We start from the raw sequence: 16,324 nt of genomic DNA on the forward strand, positions 1-16,324 counted from the left end.
CCGAGGCGCCGGGGATCACCAGCGCAGCATCGGCATCGGGCGCAGCGGATGCCGCAGCGTCCACCGGGCGGCGGTGGCGACCATGAAGGTGTGGAACCCGCGGTAGGGCAGCGCGTTGACGATCTCTGACACGTCACGTCGGTCGATGGCCGTGCCGAGGGTGAGCCCGCGAAACGCGTCGATCCGGTCACCGACCCGAAATGTCTCCACCGACGGGTGGTCGACGGCACGCAGCTTGTGATGCTCGGCGATCATGGCCCGCACGTCGGTGGTGTCGGTGACGCCGAACCGAGGCGCCAGCGCGACGGCGAGTTCTTCAGACGGCCCAAGGTAATCCCACGTCCCCGCCGTCCAGATTCCGATGTCGTGCGTCGCCCAGGCAAGTGCCATCTGCGGTGTCGGTTCGTCCAGGCCAAGAAGCCGCAACTGGTAGTTCATCCCGCGGTACACGTGGTTGCGGTAGTCGGTGAAGCTGGCACCGAGCGCCGCCGCGTGCTGATCCAGGATCGCGTCCACGACGGGGTTCTCCACGACGACAGTCATGCCGTTATCTTCCCGGTAGCCGTCAGTGCTTGTTGAGCAGGCCGGCCAGTACCGCGGCCTGGCTGGCCTCCACGTCTTTGGTCGCGGTGACCAGCGTGACGGTGTGCCCCTTGGTCAGCTCACGCAACTCGTCGAAGGCCGCGCGACCTGCCGCGGTGCGCAGTTCATCCTCGTAGCGGGCCACGAATTCGTCGAACCGTTCGGACTGGTGGCTGTACCAGTGCCGCAAATCGTTCGACGGGGCGGCGTCTTTGAACCACCGACCGACTCGCGGGTCGTCCTTGCGGAAGCCGCGGGGCCAGATCCGGTCCACCAGAATCCGTTCGCCCTCGTCGGGGCTGGGTTCGTCGTAGACGCGGGCAACCCGAACTTTCTTCTTGGCGGCCATAGCGCCAGCGTAGCCCCGCCAGAAGGCAGTTCGCACGATTGCGCTCGCCACGGGCGATACTGGTCGGGCGAACCGATGGGAGGCCACCATGTCCGATCGCCCCGACATCGTCATCATCATGACCGACGAGGAGCGCGCGGTGCCGCCGTACGAGGCGGCCGACGTGCTCGCCTGGCGTCACCGCGTCCTGAGCGGGCGGCGCTGGTTCGACGAGCACGGGGTGAGTTTCGCGAGGCACTACACCGGTTCGCTGGCGTGCGTGCCCAGCCGTCCGACGCTGTTCACCGGCCAGTATCCGGATCTGCATGGCGTCACGCAGACCGACGGGATCGGCAAGCGGTTCGATGATTCGCGGCTGCGATGGCTGCGCGCCGGCGAGGTGCCGACGCTGGGGAATTGGTTTCGCGCGGCCGGATATGACACCCACTACGACGGCAAATGGCACATCTCGCACGCCGACCTGCACGACCCGGCGACCGGCGCCGCACTGGCCACCAACGACGCCCACGGTGTCATCGACCCGCTGGCCGCGCAGCGCTACCTCGATGCAGACCCGCTGGGCCCCTACGGATTCTCCGGGTGGGTGGGCCCCGAGCCGCATGGTGCGGCGATGTCCAACAGTGGTTTTCGCCGTGATCCGCTGATCGCCGAGCGCGTCGTCGCCTGGCTGTCCGACCGCTACGCACGCCGGCGCGCCGGTGACACCGAGGCGCTGCGCCCGTTTCTGCTGGTGGCCAGCTTCGTCAACCCGCACGACATCGTGTTGTTCCCGGCGTGGGTGCGGCGCAACCCATTACGGCCCTCGCCGCTGGACCCGCCCACGGTGCCGGCTGCCCCGACCGCCGACGAGGACCTGTCCACGAAGCCCAGCGCGCAGCGCGCCTTCCGGGACGCCTATTTCTCGGGATACGGTCCGGCACGCGCGGTCAGCCGCAGCTACCGACGCAACGCACAGCGCTACCGCGACCTCTACTACCGCCTGCACGCCGAGGTCGACGGGCCGATCGACCGGGTGCGCCGCGCGGTTACCGAGGGCGGGTCGGACAGCGCCGTGCTGGTGCGTACGTCGGATCACGGCGATCTGCTCGGGGCGCACGGCGGATTGCACCAGAAGTGGTTCAACCTGTACGACGAGGCCACCCGGGTTCCGTTCGTCATCGCCCGTATCGGCGCGGCATCCACCGAGCCCCGCGTCGTGACCTCACCGACGTCGCATGTGGATCTGGTGCCTACCCTGCTGGCGGCGGCAGGGATCGATGTGTCCGCAACGGCGGCGTCGCTGGCCGAATCCTTCTCCGAGGTGCACCCGCTGCCCGGCCGCAATCTGTTGCCGGTGGTGGACGGCAGCCCGGCCGATGACCGGCGTGCGGTGTATCTGATGACCCGCGACAACGTCCTCGAAGGGGACACCGGGGCGTCGGCGGCGGCCCGCCAACTCGGCATGTCCGCCAACCCACCCGCGCCGTTGCGGATCACGCTGCCCGCGCATGTCGCCGCCAATTTCGAGGGCCTGGTGTTGCGCGTCGACGACACCGACGGCGGGGCGGGGCATCTGTGGAAGCTGGTGCGCACCTTCGACGATCCGGCCACCTGGACCGAGCCGGGGGTACGCCACCTGGCCGCCGACGGGAGCCGCGGGCAGGCCTACCGCGCCGACCCGCTCGATGACCAGTGGGAGCTCTACGATTTGACCGCCGACCCCACCGAGGCCGACAACCGATGGACCGACCCCGCATTACATGGGCTGCGACAGCATCTGCGGACGCAGCTCAAACAGGTGCGGGCGGCCGCGGTGCCCGAGCGCAATCAACCGTGGCCGTACGCTAACCGGCAGCCCCCCACCGGCCAGCCACCGAACCTGGTGCGTCGGCTGCTGACCCGACTGCGACGCTGACTACTCGGGCTTGCCAACCCGGCGGGTCGCGCCCCAGAGCCCAACGGCGATCCCGACCACCGCCCCGCCCAGGCCGATGACCTGTTGGGAGCGCTTCATCTCGTCGTGAACGCTCATGCCGCCGAGCAGATCGGCGGCGTCGGCACCGCCGGACGCCAGAAACCAACCGCGGGTGTCCCTGCCGCGCAACGCCGCAGTTGCCAGCAGGCCACCGATCAACGCATCGCGATAACCCATCGAGCGCAACAACAGTCGCGCCGTCGGTGATGACTCCTGGGCCTCGGCGCCCCACAACCGGTTTGCCCGGACCGGGTCCACCAGGAACGACACCCCCGAGGCGAATCGGATGGCGCCCGCGACCAGCGCGGCACGATCCATCGGCGCCTGCCGGCGGCTCACCGTGCTCCGCGGACCAGCGCGCCCGGCCGCGCACCGGTGTCCACGCCGTCGCGGCGGGTCACGATCCCGTTGACGATGGTGGCGCTGTAGCCCGAGGCGCCCTGGACCAACCGGTGCCCGCCGGCGGGCAGGTCATAGGCCATCCGCGGCGCATGCAGCGTCAGGGCATCCATGTCGATGACGTTGAGGTCGGCCTTCTTTCCCACTTCGATGACCCCGCGGTCGGTCATCCCGAACAGGTGCGCGGTGTCGCGGGCCTGCTTGCGGATGACGTACTCCAGCGGCAACTTCTCGCCGCGGTGGCGGTCGCGGGCCCAGTGGGTGAGCAGGAACGTCGGGTAGGAGGCATCGCAGATCATGCTGCAGTGCGCCCCGCCGTCGGAGAGCCCAAGCACCCCGGCGGGGTGGGTGAGCATCTCCCGGATGGCGTCGTGGTTGCCTTCGGCGTAGTTGTACATCGGCATCATCAGCATTGCGCCGGCGTCGGCCTCCAGCATCAGGTCATACATCGTGGCCAGCGGATCCTGGCCGCGCTGGCGGGCGATCACGGCCACGGTGCGGTCCGGGGTGGGCTCGTAGTCCGGTGGCTCGCCGAGCACGAAGAGGCGCTCCACCGAGTGCTGCGCGAACGCGAACATGCCGTCGAACAACAGATCCGGGTTGATCGGCAGATCATCCTCGGCCAGGATGGCCGCGCGCACCGCGGGATCGGCCAGCCGCGCCGCCAGTTCCTCGCGTCCACATTCGGCCTTGAGGCGCCGGAACGTCGGGCGGTGGGTAAACGCGTGGTGCCCCGGGAATCCGAGCAGCATGCCGAATGGGCGTGCCGCGATCTGCGGGTAGAGCCGGCTGCCCGCTTGGTGCGCGGCGGCCGAGATCTCCAGCTGCTCCCGCCACAGGTTCGGGTCGGCGTCGACCTGGATCAGCGCAAAGCTGAGGGCACAGTCGATTTCGCCGCCCAGCCGTTGCATCCATTCCATCTCTTTCTTGGGCGCCACGATGTCCTCCCCGGCGGCCCCCTGCGGCGCCAGCTCGAAGACCGCGCCGCCTCCGGCTGCCATGGCGTGTCCCAACGCGAAGAGTTCGTCTTCGGCCGCGAACGTTCCCGGCACCGGTTCACCGTCCATGGCGCGATGGGCGATGGTGCGCGACGACGAGAATCCCAGCGCTCCGGCTTCCACGGCCTCCTGCACCAGCCGGCTCATCGCGGCGATGTCCTCCGGGGTGGCCGGCTCGTTGCGGGCGCCGCGCTCCCCCATCGCGTAGGCGCGCACGGTGCCATGGGCGATCTGGCTGCCGACGTCGACGGCCAGCTTGCGTCGGCCGATCACGTCGAGGTACTCCGCGTAGCTTTCCCAGCCCCAGGTGATGCCTTCGGTCAACGCGGTGCCCGGGATGTCTTCGACGCCCTCCATCAGCTCGATGAGCCACTGTTCCTGCCCCGGCCGCACCGGCGCGAAGCCGACACCGCAGTTGCCCATCACGATCGTGGTGACCCCGTGGTTGCTGGACGGTTCGAGCACGTCATCCCAGCTGACCTGGCCGTCGTAGTGGGTGTGGATGTCGACGAAGCCGGGGGCGACGATCTTGCCGCTGGCGTCGATGGTCTCAGCGGCTTCGCCGTCCAACGGCGCGTCATGGGGCCCGCGGCGGCGAACCTCGACGATCTTGCCGTCCCGCAGGGCCACATCGGCGTGGAATCGGTCCGCGCCGGTTCCGTCCACCACAGTTCCGCCGGTGATTTTGAGGTCGAACACGGGTTGCTCCCTATCTGCGGTGCCAGCCGGTACAGTGACCAATGTAACAGCGTTACAGAGCTCTGAAAAGGTGGCGTGATGACGACCGGAACAGCCCAGACCCGCCGCGAGGACGCCATCGGCACTCCGCCGCAGCGCCCCACCCTGGTGCCCGCCGAGCGCTACTACTCCCCGGAGTTCGCCCAGCTGGAGGCGCAGCGGATGTGGCCCAAGGTGTGGCAGTTCGCGTGCACGGTCGACCACGTCGCGGAACCCGGCAGCTATTTCGAATATCGTTGCGGCCCTTACTCGGTGTTGATCATTCGCGACGACGCCGGTGTGCTGCGCGCGTTTCAGAACGTCTGCCGCCACCGCGGCAACTCGTTGCGGCAGGGCGCCGGGTCGGGGTTGACCGAGGTGCGCTGCGGCTATCACGGGTGGACCTGGGATCTGTGCGGGGCGCTCAAACGCGTGCCCGGACGCAAGGGGTTCGGATCCCTTGGGCTCGCGGATTTTCCCCTCCTTACGCTCCGGGTGGATACCTGGGAAGGGTTGGTCTTCATCAACCTGGACGCCGACGCGAGGCCGTTGGCCGACTTCCTGGAGGCGGTGCCTCAGGACATCGAGTGGTGCCGGCTGCGCGAGTTTCGCTGTTATGCGACGCTGACCGTTTCGATCGAGGCGAATTGGAAGACGATCGCCGACGGGTTCAGCGAGACCTACCACATCCAGACCCTGCACCCCGAGCTTCACCGATGCATGGACGACGTCTATGCGCCACAGCAGATCTGGGGACACACCGGCAAGTCCGAGCAGCTCTACGGTGTGCCCAGCCCGCGGATCACACCGGCACCCAGCGATGACGAGGTGTGGGACGCCTACGTGTGCACGCAGGGCGCGCTGATGGGTGTCGAGGACGGCACCCCGTTCCCCGGCGACCAGCGCAGTCCCGGCCAGTCGGTCGCCGACGTGATCGTGGAACGCACCAGGGCTTTCGCCGCCGGGCGCGGCGTCGATTTGGACTGGGCCAGCGCCGATCAGGTGATGCGGCTGCATCAGTACAACATCTTCCCGAACATGTCGCTGCTCACCAACGCCGACCATCTCACGGTGCTGACCGCGCTGCCCGGACCCGACCCGGATCACGGCTCACTGGTGATGACCCTGTTCGCCCGGATGGCTCCCGGCGCGCCACACAACGCACCCGCCGATGTGCGGATGACGTCCGAGGAGGCCCACCCCGGCCTGGTGATGACCCAGGACCTGACGGTTCTGGCGGCGTTGCAGCGTGGGCTGCACCAGCCGGGCTTCACCCACCTGGTGTTGTCAGGAGAGGAACGGCGCGTGATCAACATGCACCGGAACCTCGAGCGGTATCTGGACCTGCCCGAGGCGCAACGCATCACCGGGGGTGAGACCGTTGACAGCCCCGAAGCGCAAGCCGACCGGTAAAAGTGAGCGGGCCGGTGAATCCGTCAGCGCCGAAACGATTCTCGACACCGCGACCGGGCTGATCGAACGCGACGGTGTCGAGGCGTTCACCATGCGCGGTCTCGCCGAGCAGCTCGGGGTGGCGGTCACCTCGATCTATTGGCATGTCGGCGGCAAGGACAAACTCTTCGACAGCCTGGTCGATCGCCTGATGGAGCAGATGGCGAATCTGCCGGTCGACGGCGATACCCCGGTGGCGCGCATTGCGTCGCTGGCCCGCGCCCAGCGCACCGCGTTCATCGAGCGACAGCACCTGTTGGCCGTCGCCCACGAGCGCGACCGGACGCCGCGGTTGTTCTTGCCGATCCAGCAGCGGGTGGCTGCCGAGTTGGCCGAACTGGGGGTCACCGGAACCGATGCCGCGCTGATCCTGCGCGCGGTGCAGGTCCACGTCGTGTCGTCGTCGCTGATGCAATTCTCGGCGGTTCGCGGTGCCCAGCACGAGGAGGAGGACCCGTCGCTGTGGGCGCAGGACTGGCCGGATGCGGCACTGGTCGAGGCGTTGCAGTCCCCGACCGACTATGACGCGGTGTTCGAGTACGGGCTCAACGCGCTGCTGGCTCCGTTGTCTCGCTAGGCAGCTGGGCTAGCTTGCCGGGTAACCGAATTCGGCCTGCATCTCATCGAGGAGTCGCAGCGTCTGATCGTTCGGTTCGGTCGGCAACTCCACAACAAGACGCGCTCCCATGCCGTCGTCGGTGACGAACGTCAGAACACCAAGTTCCATGACAGCTCCCCTTTTCAGATGACCGGTGGAACCGGGCAATGCAGCACACCGCAGACCGTGCGCAACAGCCCGGACTCCTCCTCGGTCACCACCCGGTCGGCCAGCACCGTCGTCACCACGGCGGAGACAACCGTCGCCTTGTCAGCGCCTTCCAGTCCGTCGATGACCGGCCACACCTGTTCGAGCGCGAACACGCCCGAGACGGGCAGGAGCGGAATCCGCGCCTGCGGATACGCGACGGAGATCCCGGCCTGGAATGCCGCGGCCGCCGCCCGCGGATCGCTGTTCCCGGCCTGTGCCAGCACCGCGATCAGGCATGAGACGGCGTTCTGGGCGCTGGACAGGCTCTGACGTTTGCTCCGCCACGGCGATCCGGAGGTCAGGGCTTCGTTGAGCCCGACGAAAAGCAGTGTACCGAGACAATATTCGAAGACATCGATCTGACCGTCGGCGTTGATCAGTTCGCCGAGAACCGAGGTCATCGGGCGGGTCTCGGCCTCGGGACGGCCCCGCAGCGCCGGGAATGCGATGGCCGCCACCGGCAGGCGCAACCCCGGGTCCAGGTCTGCCAGCGCCGCGGCGCACCGCCACGCCTCATCGGCCAGCTGCTGGCCGTGGTGGCGAGCGACGATCGCGTGCTGGGCTGTGCGGACATTCTGTTTGCGGTCGAAGACCAGCCCGTAGATCAGCGGAACCACGGTGGCCGGATGGTGGGCCAAGTCGGCCACCTGCTGCGGGATGGCTTGGCGGATACGCACTCCCGCTTCGTAGGCAGCGGCACCCGGGTTGCCGACAGCGGCAGCGTAGTCGCGGGCGCTGCGCGGCGCCGTCTGGCGCGGGGGCGCCGGTCGCGGGGCGGCTTGCGGCGGAGCCTCCGCGAGGCCCATCCGCACGTCCTCGGCCAGTCCGCTGGGCGGCTGCTGGTGCCACTGCTGTCGCAGTTGCTCCAGGGTGCCCGGCATGAAGCCGGGTTCGAGCACCTGGATGCGGTTGAGCAGCGGTGGGTGGGTCGCGTACAGCGCGGAGAACCTCATCCCCTCGCCGAACAGCATGTGGCTGACGTTTTCGGTCTTGGGACTGTTCAGCTTCGAGCCCGCTTCCAGGCCGCCGATCTTCTTCAGGGCGCCGGTCAGCCCGCTGGCCTGCCGCGTGTACTGCACCGCTGAGGCGTCGGCGAGATATTCGCGCTGACGAGACACCGCCGCCTTGATCAGCCGGCCGAAGAAAACCCCGATCCAGCCGACCAGGAACAGGATCAGCCCCACCGCCCAGAACGGAACGCCCTCGCGGCCCCGGCTGCGTCCCCCCGTCTGCAGCAGCACCCGGCCGATGACTGCCAGCGCGGTGATCCCGGCCAACACACCGATGAGCTTGAGACTCAACCGCATATCGCCGTTGACGATGTGGCTGAACTCGTGGGCGATGACCCCCTGAAGTTCGTCGCGGTTGAGCCGGTCCAGCGAGCCCTGGGTCACGCACACGGCCGCGTCCGCCGGGGTGTACCCCGCGGCGAAGGCGTTGATGCCCGCTTCGCCGGGCAGGTAGTACAGCACCGGCACCGGCGTGCTGGACGCGATCGCGATCTCCTCGACGACGTTGCGGTATCGCTTGAGCTGTGGATCATTCGGCATGTCCGGAACCCGAACCGCGCCCAGGCTTTCGGCGACCTTGACGCCGCCGCCCTGGCGCAGCGACAGCGTTTTGAAGATCGACACCGCGGTGATGATCGCCAGCATGGTGGCGCTGACGAGCGCCGACAGCCCGAGGAGCTGCTCCGGTGTGGTGTCCTGCTGTGTCGCTGTCGGCAGCAGGATGGCCGCATTGGCGACAGCGACAATCCCGAGCACGGCCATAATGAAAAGGAACACCATCCTTTTCGACGCCGAGCGAACCTGTCGCTGGCGCTCGAAGAAGTCCATGACCTACGTCAGAACTGAATGCGCGGGACTTCGCGTGTCTCCGGGCCGGCGACCTCCAGCGGTGCGGCCGCGGTGAAGCCGAACATGCCGGCGAACAGCACAGCCGGGAACACCTCGCGCTTGTTGTTGTAGTTCATCACCGAGTCGTTGTAGGCCTGGCGCGCGAAGGCGACCCGGTTCTCCGTCGAGGTCAGTTCCTCGGACAGCTGCATCATGTTCTGGTTGGCCTTGAGGTCCGGGTAGGCCTCGCTCAGCGCGAACAGCCGGCCGAGGGCACCGGTCAACGCACCTTCGGACGCGGCCAACTGTCCCATTGCGTTGGGGTCACCGGGATTAGCGGTGGCGGCCGCCTGCGCGGTGATGGCGGAGTTGCGGGCCTGGATGACCGCTTCCAGGGTGCCGCGCTCGTGCGCCAGGTAGGCCTTGGCGGTTTCGACCAGGTTGGGGATCAGGTCGTGGCGCCGGGTCAGCTGCACATCGATCTGTGCGAATGCGTTCTTGTACGCGTTGCGCAACCGGACCAGGCCGTTGTACACGCTGAGCGCGAACAACGCCAAGAGCACCACTAGGGCGACAACGACGATGAGGGCGATGACCACCTGCTCCACCTTTGCTGTTGATAGTCAACTGTGCGTCCATCGTGCCACAGCCGGGCGACGGCAAATAGCGTCTAATTCCGTCGACCTACCGGGGCACACCCGCCGCGATCTGGCCGGCGATATCGACGCCGGAGTTCCCCGGGTTGTAGCTGCACGCGGCAATGTCGATGGCTACGTTGTTGGCGATCGTCAGTGCCCGCTGGCACGCCCAGCCGTTCACATTCTGCTGGGTTCGCGACACCCGCAGTATCCCATCGATATTGGACACCGCACCCACGTCCCACACCCCGTAGGGCTGGCCGTCTTTGGTGTAGGTGTAGGGCGCGTTGGAGCAGCTGGACCATTGTTCTTGGGAAGTTGTGGCGAAGGCAGCCGCCTGGGTCGCGCTCGGGAACAACACCACATCCTGATTCACTAGATATTGGTCGGTCGCGATGTCGCCGGTATCTTCCAACTTCTGCCGCAAGACGGTGGTCCACCCGCTGCCCGCGTACGGTGCTGTGGCTGCCGCGTCGTTGAGCGCCTGGCAGCCGGTGCCCGCCACATGATCGCCGGCGTCCACCAGCGCGCGGAACGTGCCGGTGATTTTCAATCCGGTGGTTCCCATCGCCGTGCTGATGCGCTCGGGACCGAGCAGCAGGCCGGGCAGCGCTCCCTTCTCAACGGGTGGCGCTGCTTTGTCCGCGACGACGGCCGGAGCCGTTGTGGCATGCGCGGATACGCTCGACGTCGACGATTCGCTGGATCCGCTGGAGGATGAGCGGCTGGACGACAAGTGGATTGCGATCGAGGCCACCGCCACGACGGCCAGCACCGCGACGGTACCGAGAATCCAGTTCCTGGCATGGCCGGACCGCTGCGCAACCGGGTGCCCGACCAGGGGTGCGACCGGGGTAGGCCAAGGGGAAGGCTGGGGGCGGTTGGCCGCGTTTGCGGGATGTGGTTGCCCAACCGCACGGGCGGCGGGTTGGCCCCCCTGCAGCGGGCGATCGGCAGAAACCCCGTGTGTCCCGGACAAGGCGGCGTCCCATACCGAGGGGGCCGGCGACGGGCGCGGGGGTGCCGGCGACGGAGGCGCGGGTGCCGCCAACGCCTTGCGCGCCGCCACCGCAAGGTCTTTCACGCTGCGGTAGCGCTGGGCGGCGTCCTTGGCCATGCCGGTGGCGATCACCTGGTCCATCGCTGCGGGCACCGCCGCGTGGAGCTCGGACGGACGCGGTGGCGGATGGAACATGTGCGCCATCGCGACCTGGTCGATGCCGTCGCCGGTGAAAGGTTGGCGGCCCGTCAATGTTTCGTAGAGCACGCAGGTAAGGGCATAGGTGTCCGAACGCGCATCCGCGGTTCCGGCCTGGAATCGTTCGGGGGCCATGTAGGCCCAGGTGCCAAGCGTTGTGCCGGTGCTCGTCAACGCCGCTGCGCCCGCGGCACGGGCGATACCGAAGTCGATGAGATAGGCGAAGTCCTCGGGGGTGACCAAGATGTTCGACGGCTTGACGTCGCGATGTACCAGCCCCGACTGGTGAGAGGCGTTCAGCGCCGACGCGATCTGCTCGATGATGGATACCGCGCGCGACGGCGCCAATGCGCCGCCGCGCAGTATCCCCAGCAGGTCGGAACCCGCGATCAGCCGCATCGTCACGAACAGCCGCCCGTCGATCTCGCCGAAGTCGTAGATCGGGACCACATGGGGTTCATCGAGTCCGGCCACTGCCCTGGCTTCGCGCCGAAAACGTTCCTGGAAGACCTGGTCGTCAGCGAAGCTGGCAGGCAGCAGTTTCAGCGCGACGACGCGGTCGATTTCGGTGTCATACGCACGCCAGACTTCCCCCATGCCGCCGCGGCCCAGCAGCTCCACTATCCGGTAGCGGCCGAATTGCGCGCCTTCCTCCACCACATCCTCCCTGCACAGCGTGTGTACGCAGTGTAGACACAGCGGGCCTGGTCAGCAGCGCGAACGCCAAGCAACTGCGGCGTTCACTAAATCTCCCGCACCGGCCGCTCCAGGCGGATGCCGCCCACCGCCGAGCAGCAACGAGCAATCCGTCGGGCTGCGGCGTGTCCCCGAGATCAGCGTCTGGTCGCGCGTCCCCGAATAGGGAAGGCGGGATTCAGAACACAGCCAGGAGGTCAGACCACCACGTGCCGAGATCGGCCAGCGCGCCGGGGTCACCCATGTCCAGACCCGTCGACATCGCAGGTGGGGCCGGAATATCGATAATGGGCACCCATGTTCCGAAGAAACCCAGCGCTTCCAGTGTGCCCGTTGGCCCGGTTGAGAAGTAATTGCCAACTGAGAAGCCATTGCCAACGTTGAGTATTTCGAACAGGCTGGCTGACGTTCCGTCTGGGCTACTCATATGCTCGTAGTTGACGAAGGCCACGCTGGGGGTAAACAGGCCGAGAGCCGTCCCGTCCCACTCGGTTCCGACAGCCGGGGCCGCGCCAGTGCTGTCGGTGACCACCACCGAATGGGCGGTGGCGCCGATGACGGGCAATAAACCGACGACCCCCCCGATCTCCTTGGCCTCATACTCTGCATCGTCCGAAATGGTGTACGTGTCGTTCGCCACGAAGAAGTTGTACAGGTACGGAAAATATAAGTCTTCGATAACATGCGGGTCGCGGAAGCCGGGCGGACCGAAATCGAGCATTGCGGGCACGGGGGGCGGGTCGGTGGCGTAGGCCATCGGGCTGCTGATGAGCGCGGCGCCCACAACCGCACCGGCGACTGCGCCCAAGGCGAGTGCTGATCCACCAAAACTACGACGACCCATCGCTTGCTCCCCCATCGCTGACGACCCCGGGAACCGCAGAACCGAAGCGGTCTGCCTTGTCACTGACCCGAGGGCTTATTGCTTGAGATCTCCCCGATGGGTGAGACTACCTAAGAACAACCCGAGGGTAAAGGAAAAGAAGCCTAAGAACGAGAACGTGCCGCGCTGACGAGATTGTCGCTAGCGAGGCGGGCCGGCTAGCGACAGCCATACTGCCGCGCGCCCACCCAACGCCTGACCAGCACTTTCTTTTGTGGAGCTGCCGGGAATCGAACCCGGGTCCTACGGCATTCCCTCAAGACTTCTCCGTGCGCAGTTCGCTGTGCCTCTACTTGGATCTCCCGGTCACGCGAACAAGCCGAGATGACGATCCCAGTCGCTGTGGTTGTCCCGTTACATCCCGCGACCGGACGTAACGGTTGATCCCTCTAGTCGATGCCAGGGTCCGGGCCGAGGGCGTTCCCGGTCTGACAGACCAGCCGTCGCTTAGGCAGCGAGGGCGTAGTCGCGCTGTGTAGAAACGGCGCTTAATTGGTTGCAACGACGCTTACGGTGGTCTCTTGCCTGCACCGGCACGCTTCCCTTGATTCGATGCACGAAGTCGAAACCGTTCAGCCCCTTGTCTTTGTTGCTTCGGCATCCCCGCCGACCTTCGGCAGGACGTCACCTATGGTACGCGGTATACAACACGACGCCATCGAATATTCATCCCGACGGCCCGCGGCGACGCTCGCCCAAGTGCTCGCGCCGAGTGTGAAGCTGTGGCGCGATCTCGGCGGAATTCTCGCCCTGGCTTCACACTCGGCGCAGCTGGCGGCGACGCAGGTCAGCGGATCGTGATCATCGCGACGGCCACCCCGGCCAACACCATCCCGACCACCTGCCAGGGGTGCACCCGCTCACGCAGCACGATGATGGCCAGCACCACAGTGGCCGCCGGGTACAGCGCGATCAGCACACTGGCCAGCGACAGCGTCGAAACGTGCAGCGCCAACAGCATCGTGACGTTGGCGGCGGTGTCCATCAGCGCGGCCAGCAGCGCCAACCGCAGCGGTGTCCCGGTCGGCATGTGCAGGTTGCGGCTGGCGGCGGCCACGATGATCACCATCACGCTGGCGGCCGCCCGCGCGAACAGCAGCGGCCACAACCGGGATTCCACCGGCGTCTGGTCGATGAAGACGAAGTTCAACCCCAGGGCCAGTCCGGACCCGATCGTCAACCAGGCCACTTTGCGGGTGAACGGGTGCGGCTTGACGTCCTCGTCGGTGGCTTCGCGACTGATCAGCACCACCGCGATCAGCGCCAGCGCGATGCCGCCCATCGCCACCGGGCCCGGCCGCTCCCCCAACATCAGCCCGACGCCGACGGGCACCGCCGCGTCCACCACCGCCGACAGTGGAGAGACCACCGCGATCGGACCGGCGCCGAGCGCGGCGTAGAACCACCAGATCCCCAGCGCCTGACTGATACCGCCCAACGCACCCCAGATCGCCGCCTCCGCGGTGATGGCTCCCCCGGCGGCCACGGCGAGCACCGCCAGCAGCACCATCGCCGCCGGCGTGGACACCAGCACCACCCGCAGCGCGGCCACCCGGCGCGACGCGAGCCCGCCGACGAAATCGCTGATACCGAAGCTGGCCGCAGACACCAGCGCCAGCGCCGGACCAGCTGATGCGCCGATCAGGACATGCCCTTGGCGCGTTGGCCCAGCGCGCGGGTCATCTCACGCTGGGCGTCCCGGCGGGCCAGGTCCTGCCGCTTGTCCCGGGCCTGCTTGCCGCGTGCCAGCGCCAGCTCGATTTTGACCTTGCCGTTCAGGAAATACACCGACAGCGGGACCAACGTGAGGTTGCCGTCGCGCAGCTTCCCCACCAGGGTGTCGATCTGGCGACGATGCAGCAGCAGTTTGCGGTTGCGTCGCGGCGCATGGTTGGTCCAGGTGCCGTGGTGATACTCGGGGATGTGCATGTTGTGCAGCCAGACTTCCCCACCGTCGACGCTGCCGAACGCGTCCACCAGCGACGCGTGGCCCTCCCGCAGGCTTTTCACCTCGGTGCCAACCAGCGCCACGCCCGCCTCGAACACCTCCAGGACGGAGTAGTCGTGTCGCGCTTTGCGATTGGTCGCGACGACTTGCTTGGCGGGCTGCTTGCCCTTGTCGGCGCCGGATTTCTTGGCCACCGCTAGCGCCGAACGTAAAGGCGCAGCGTCACGTAGGCGGTCAACCCCGACATCACCACGCCCGCGAAGAACAGCCACGGCGCGACGTAGTAGATGACATCGAGATAGTCGACGCGCGCGATCAGGTTGGATTTCTGGAACTGGCTCAGCGCCTTGTCCAAGAACATCGCCCGCGCCAGGATCAGCCCGACGATGGCGAGAACGACGCCGATGGTCGCCGCCACCATCGCCTCCACCAGGAAGGGCAGCTGGGTATACCAGCGGGTGGCACCCACCAATCGCATGATGCCGATCTCGGTGCGCCGGGTGTATGCCGCGACCTGAACCATGTTGAAGATCAACAAGATCGCCCCCACCGCCTGAACCAGCGCCACCGCGAACGCGATGTCGCGGAAGCCGTTGAGCACCCCGAACAGCCGGTCGATCAGCTCCATCTGGTTGAGCACTTGGCGCACCCCGGGCTGACCCTTGATGGCGTCGTCGAAGTCCTTGTGCCGCAGGGGGTCATACAGCTTGACGTAGAACGAGGCCGGGAACACGTCCTTGCTGGCGAAGTCTTTGGCCTGCGGGATTCGGCGGATCGCCTCCGCGTAGGCCTCCTGACGGTTGACGAATCGCACCGATTTGACGTCGTCGCGTGCGTTGATCTTGTCCCGCAGCGCCTTGCACACCTGGCTCTCACAGGTCAGGTCGTTGGCCGAGATGTCGTCGGTCAAAAAGACCTGGGTCTCGACGCGATCCACATAGATGTCGCGTGATTTCTCGGCCAGCCGGATCACCAGCAGACCACCACCGAACAGCCCGAGCGAGATCGCGGTGGTCAGGATCATCGCAACGGTCATGGTCACGTTGCGCCGAAGCCCGGTCAGGACTTCGTTGACGAGGAAGCTGAAACGCACTTACCGATCCATTCCGTAGACGCCGCGCTGCTCGTCACGCACCAGCCTGCCCAATTCCAACTCCACCACCCGCTGCCGCATGGAGTCGACGATGTGGTGGTCGTGGGTGGCCATCAGCACCGTGGTCCCCGTGCGGTTGATGCGATCCAGCAGGCCCATGATGTCCTTGCTGGTGTCGGGGTCGAGGTTTCCGGTGGGCTCATCGGCCAGCAGCACCAGCGGCCGGTTGACGAAGGCGCGGGCGATCGCGACCCGCTGCTGCTCGCCACCGGACAACTCGCTGGGCATCCGGTTGGACTTGCCCGACAGCCCGACCATCTCCAGGGCCTCGGGAACCACCCGGTTGATCATGTCGGGCTTCTTGCCGATCACCTCCAACGCGAACGCGACGTTGGCGAACACCGACTTCTGCTGCAACAGGCGGAAGTCCTGGAACACGCAACCGATGACCTGGCGCAGCAGCGGGATCTGACGACCGGAGAGCTTGTTGACGTGGAACTTCGAGACCCGCACGTCACCGCTGGTCGGTGTCTCGGCCCCCAACAGCAGGCGCATGAACGTCGACTTGCCCGACCCGGAGGGGCCGATCAGGAACACGAACTCGCCCTTGTCGATCTTGACGTCGACGTTGTCCAACGCCGGACGGGCCGACGATTTGTACTGCTTGCTGACATGGTCGAGCGTGATCATCACGGCTACGCAGTGTAGCCGTGATGAGCGTTGGCGCTGTTCACGCCGCAGCGACGGCGGGGCCGTGTTGTGCGCTGCTGA

Annotated in this window: 17 protein-coding genes and 1 other RNA gene; 4 read left to right on the plus strand and 14 right to left on the minus strand. The window is 66.9% G+C overall.

All coding sequences use genetic code 11. The features are described 5' to 3' along the window. Nucleotides 1-15 precede the first annotated feature (15 nt). Nucleotides 16-543 carry a hypothetical protein gene (locus tag AC5Y36_RS19345; RefSeq protein WP_500042563.1) on the minus strand — a complete coding sequence of 176 codons (528 nt, stop codon included), beginning with the start codon at nt 541-543 and terminating at the stop codon, nt 16-18. A gap of 22 nt (nt 544-565) precedes the next feature. Then, nucleotides 566-931 carry a DUF488 domain-containing protein gene (locus AC5Y36_RS19350; RefSeq protein WP_500042564.1) on the minus strand — a complete coding sequence of 122 codons (366 nt, stop codon included), beginning with the start codon at nt 929-931 and terminating at the stop codon, nt 566-568. Between the two features lie 88 nt (nt 932-1,019). Between AC5Y36_RS19350 and AC5Y36_RS19355 the strand changes: the two genes are divergently transcribed. Then, the gene (locus AC5Y36_RS19355; protein WP_500042565.1) at nt 1,020-2,825 is read left to right on the plus strand and encodes a sulfatase-like hydrolase/transferase; all 1,806 of its coding nucleotides are present in this window, start codon (nt 1,020-1,022) and stop codon (nt 2,823-2,825) included. Here AC5Y36_RS19355 and AC5Y36_RS19360 read toward each other — a convergent pair whose 3' ends face one another. Together AC5Y36_RS19360 and AC5Y36_RS19365 are read right to left on the minus strand one after the other, a co-directional pair. Beyond that, complete coding sequence (locus tag AC5Y36_RS19360; RefSeq protein ID WP_500042611.1) at nt 2,826-3,203, minus strand: DUF4267 domain-containing protein; 378 nt, start codon at nt 3,201-3,203, stop codon at nt 2,826-2,828. It abuts the gene before it with no gap. Between the two features lie 17 nt (nt 3,204-3,220). Further along, nucleotides 3,221-4,981, minus strand: coding sequence for an N-acyl-D-amino-acid deacylase family protein (locus tag AC5Y36_RS19365; protein ID WP_500042566.1), 1,761 nt, complete (start codon nt 4,979-4,981; stop codon nt 3,221-3,223). Between the two features lie 78 nt (nt 4,982-5,059). On the opposite strand from AC5Y36_RS19365, the gene AC5Y36_RS19370 reads away from it, so the two are divergent. Further along, on the plus strand, nt 5,060-6,412 hold the full coding sequence (locus tag AC5Y36_RS19370) for an aromatic ring-hydroxylating oxygenase subunit alpha (protein WP_500042567.1): 1,353 nt from the start codon (nt 5,060-5,062) through the stop codon (nt 6,410-6,412). Further along, complete coding sequence (locus AC5Y36_RS19375; protein WP_500042568.1) at nt 6,381-7,028, plus strand: TetR/AcrR family transcriptional regulator; 648 nt, start codon at nt 6,381-6,383, stop codon at nt 7,026-7,028. The genes AC5Y36_RS19370 and AC5Y36_RS19375 overlap by 32 nt, the downstream gene beginning before the upstream one ends. Nucleotides 7,029-7,037: 9 nt before the next feature. Here AC5Y36_RS19375 and AC5Y36_RS19380 read toward each other — a convergent pair whose 3' ends face one another. The 6 genes from AC5Y36_RS19380 to ssrA all read right to left on the minus strand — a co-directional run bounded on the left by AC5Y36_RS19380 (nt 7,038) and on the right by ssrA (nt 13,092). Next, nucleotides 7,038-7,178, minus strand: a complete 141-nt coding sequence (locus AC5Y36_RS19380; protein WP_500042569.1) for a hypothetical protein — start codon at nt 7,176-7,178, stop codon at nt 7,038-7,040. Nucleotides 7,179-7,192: 14 nt separating this feature from the next. Then, nucleotides 7,193-9,097: a M48 family metallopeptidase gene (locus AC5Y36_RS19385; RefSeq protein WP_500042570.1), complete on the minus strand. Its 1,905-nt coding sequence runs from the start codon at nt 9,095-9,097 to the stop codon at nt 7,193-7,195. An 8-nt stretch (nt 9,098-9,105) separates the two neighbouring features. Beyond that, a complete protein-coding gene (locus AC5Y36_RS19390) occupies nt 9,106-9,696 on the minus strand; it encodes a LemA family protein (protein WP_500042571.1) in 591 nt (196 codons plus the stop codon). Nucleotides 9,697-9,781: 85 nt separating this feature from the next. After that, nucleotides 9,782-11,590, minus strand: coding sequence for a serine/threonine-protein kinase PknH/PknJ (locus AC5Y36_RS19395; RefSeq protein WP_500042572.1), 1,809 nt, complete (start codon nt 11,588-11,590; stop codon nt 9,782-9,784). A 217-nt stretch (nt 11,591-11,807) separates the two neighbouring features. After that, nucleotides 11,808-12,473, minus strand: coding sequence for a hypothetical protein (locus AC5Y36_RS19400; RefSeq protein ID WP_500042573.1), 666 nt, complete (start codon nt 12,471-12,473; stop codon nt 11,808-11,810). 251 nt (nt 12,474-12,724) lie between these two features. Further along, nucleotides 12,725-13,092: a transfer-messenger RNA gene (ssrA, locus tag AC5Y36_RS19405) on the minus strand. Between ssrA and AC5Y36_RS19410 the strand changes: the two genes are divergently transcribed. Beyond that, nucleotides 13,065-13,313: a hypothetical protein gene (locus tag AC5Y36_RS19410; protein WP_500042574.1), complete on the plus strand. Its 249-nt coding sequence runs from the start codon at nt 13,065-13,067 to the stop codon at nt 13,311-13,313. The two genes, ssrA and AC5Y36_RS19410, sit on opposite strands and share 28 nt — an antisense overlap. On the opposite strand, the gene AC5Y36_RS19415 is transcribed toward AC5Y36_RS19410, so the two are convergent. Genes AC5Y36_RS19415 through ftsE form a run of 4 tightly spaced genes read right to left on the minus strand, consistent with a single transcriptional unit; the run spans nt 13,300 to nt 16,243 of the window. Further along, the gene (locus AC5Y36_RS19415; RefSeq protein WP_500042612.1) at nt 13,300-14,157 is read right to left on the minus strand and encodes an EamA family transporter; all 858 of its coding nucleotides are present in this window, start codon (nt 14,155-14,157) and stop codon (nt 13,300-13,302) included. The genes AC5Y36_RS19410 and AC5Y36_RS19415 overlap by 14 nt on opposite strands. Continuing rightward, complete coding sequence (gene smpB, locus AC5Y36_RS19420; protein WP_500042575.1) at nt 14,154-14,654, minus strand: SsrA-binding protein SmpB; 501 nt, start codon at nt 14,652-14,654, stop codon at nt 14,154-14,156. The genes AC5Y36_RS19415 and smpB overlap by 4 nt, the downstream gene beginning before the upstream one ends. Nucleotides 14,655-14,656: 2 nt before the next feature. Next, on the minus strand, nt 14,657-15,553 hold the full coding sequence (ftsX, locus tag AC5Y36_RS19425) for a permease-like cell division protein FtsX (protein WP_500042576.1): 897 nt from the start codon (nt 15,551-15,553) through the stop codon (nt 14,657-14,659). Further along, nucleotides 15,554-16,243, minus strand: coding sequence for a cell division ATP-binding protein FtsE (gene ftsE / locus AC5Y36_RS19430; protein WP_500042613.1), 690 nt, complete (start codon nt 16,241-16,243; stop codon nt 15,554-15,556). Nucleotides 16,244-16,324 lie beyond the last annotated feature (81 nt).

This window comes from Mycobacterium sp. NGS50, from assembly GCF_059812545.1.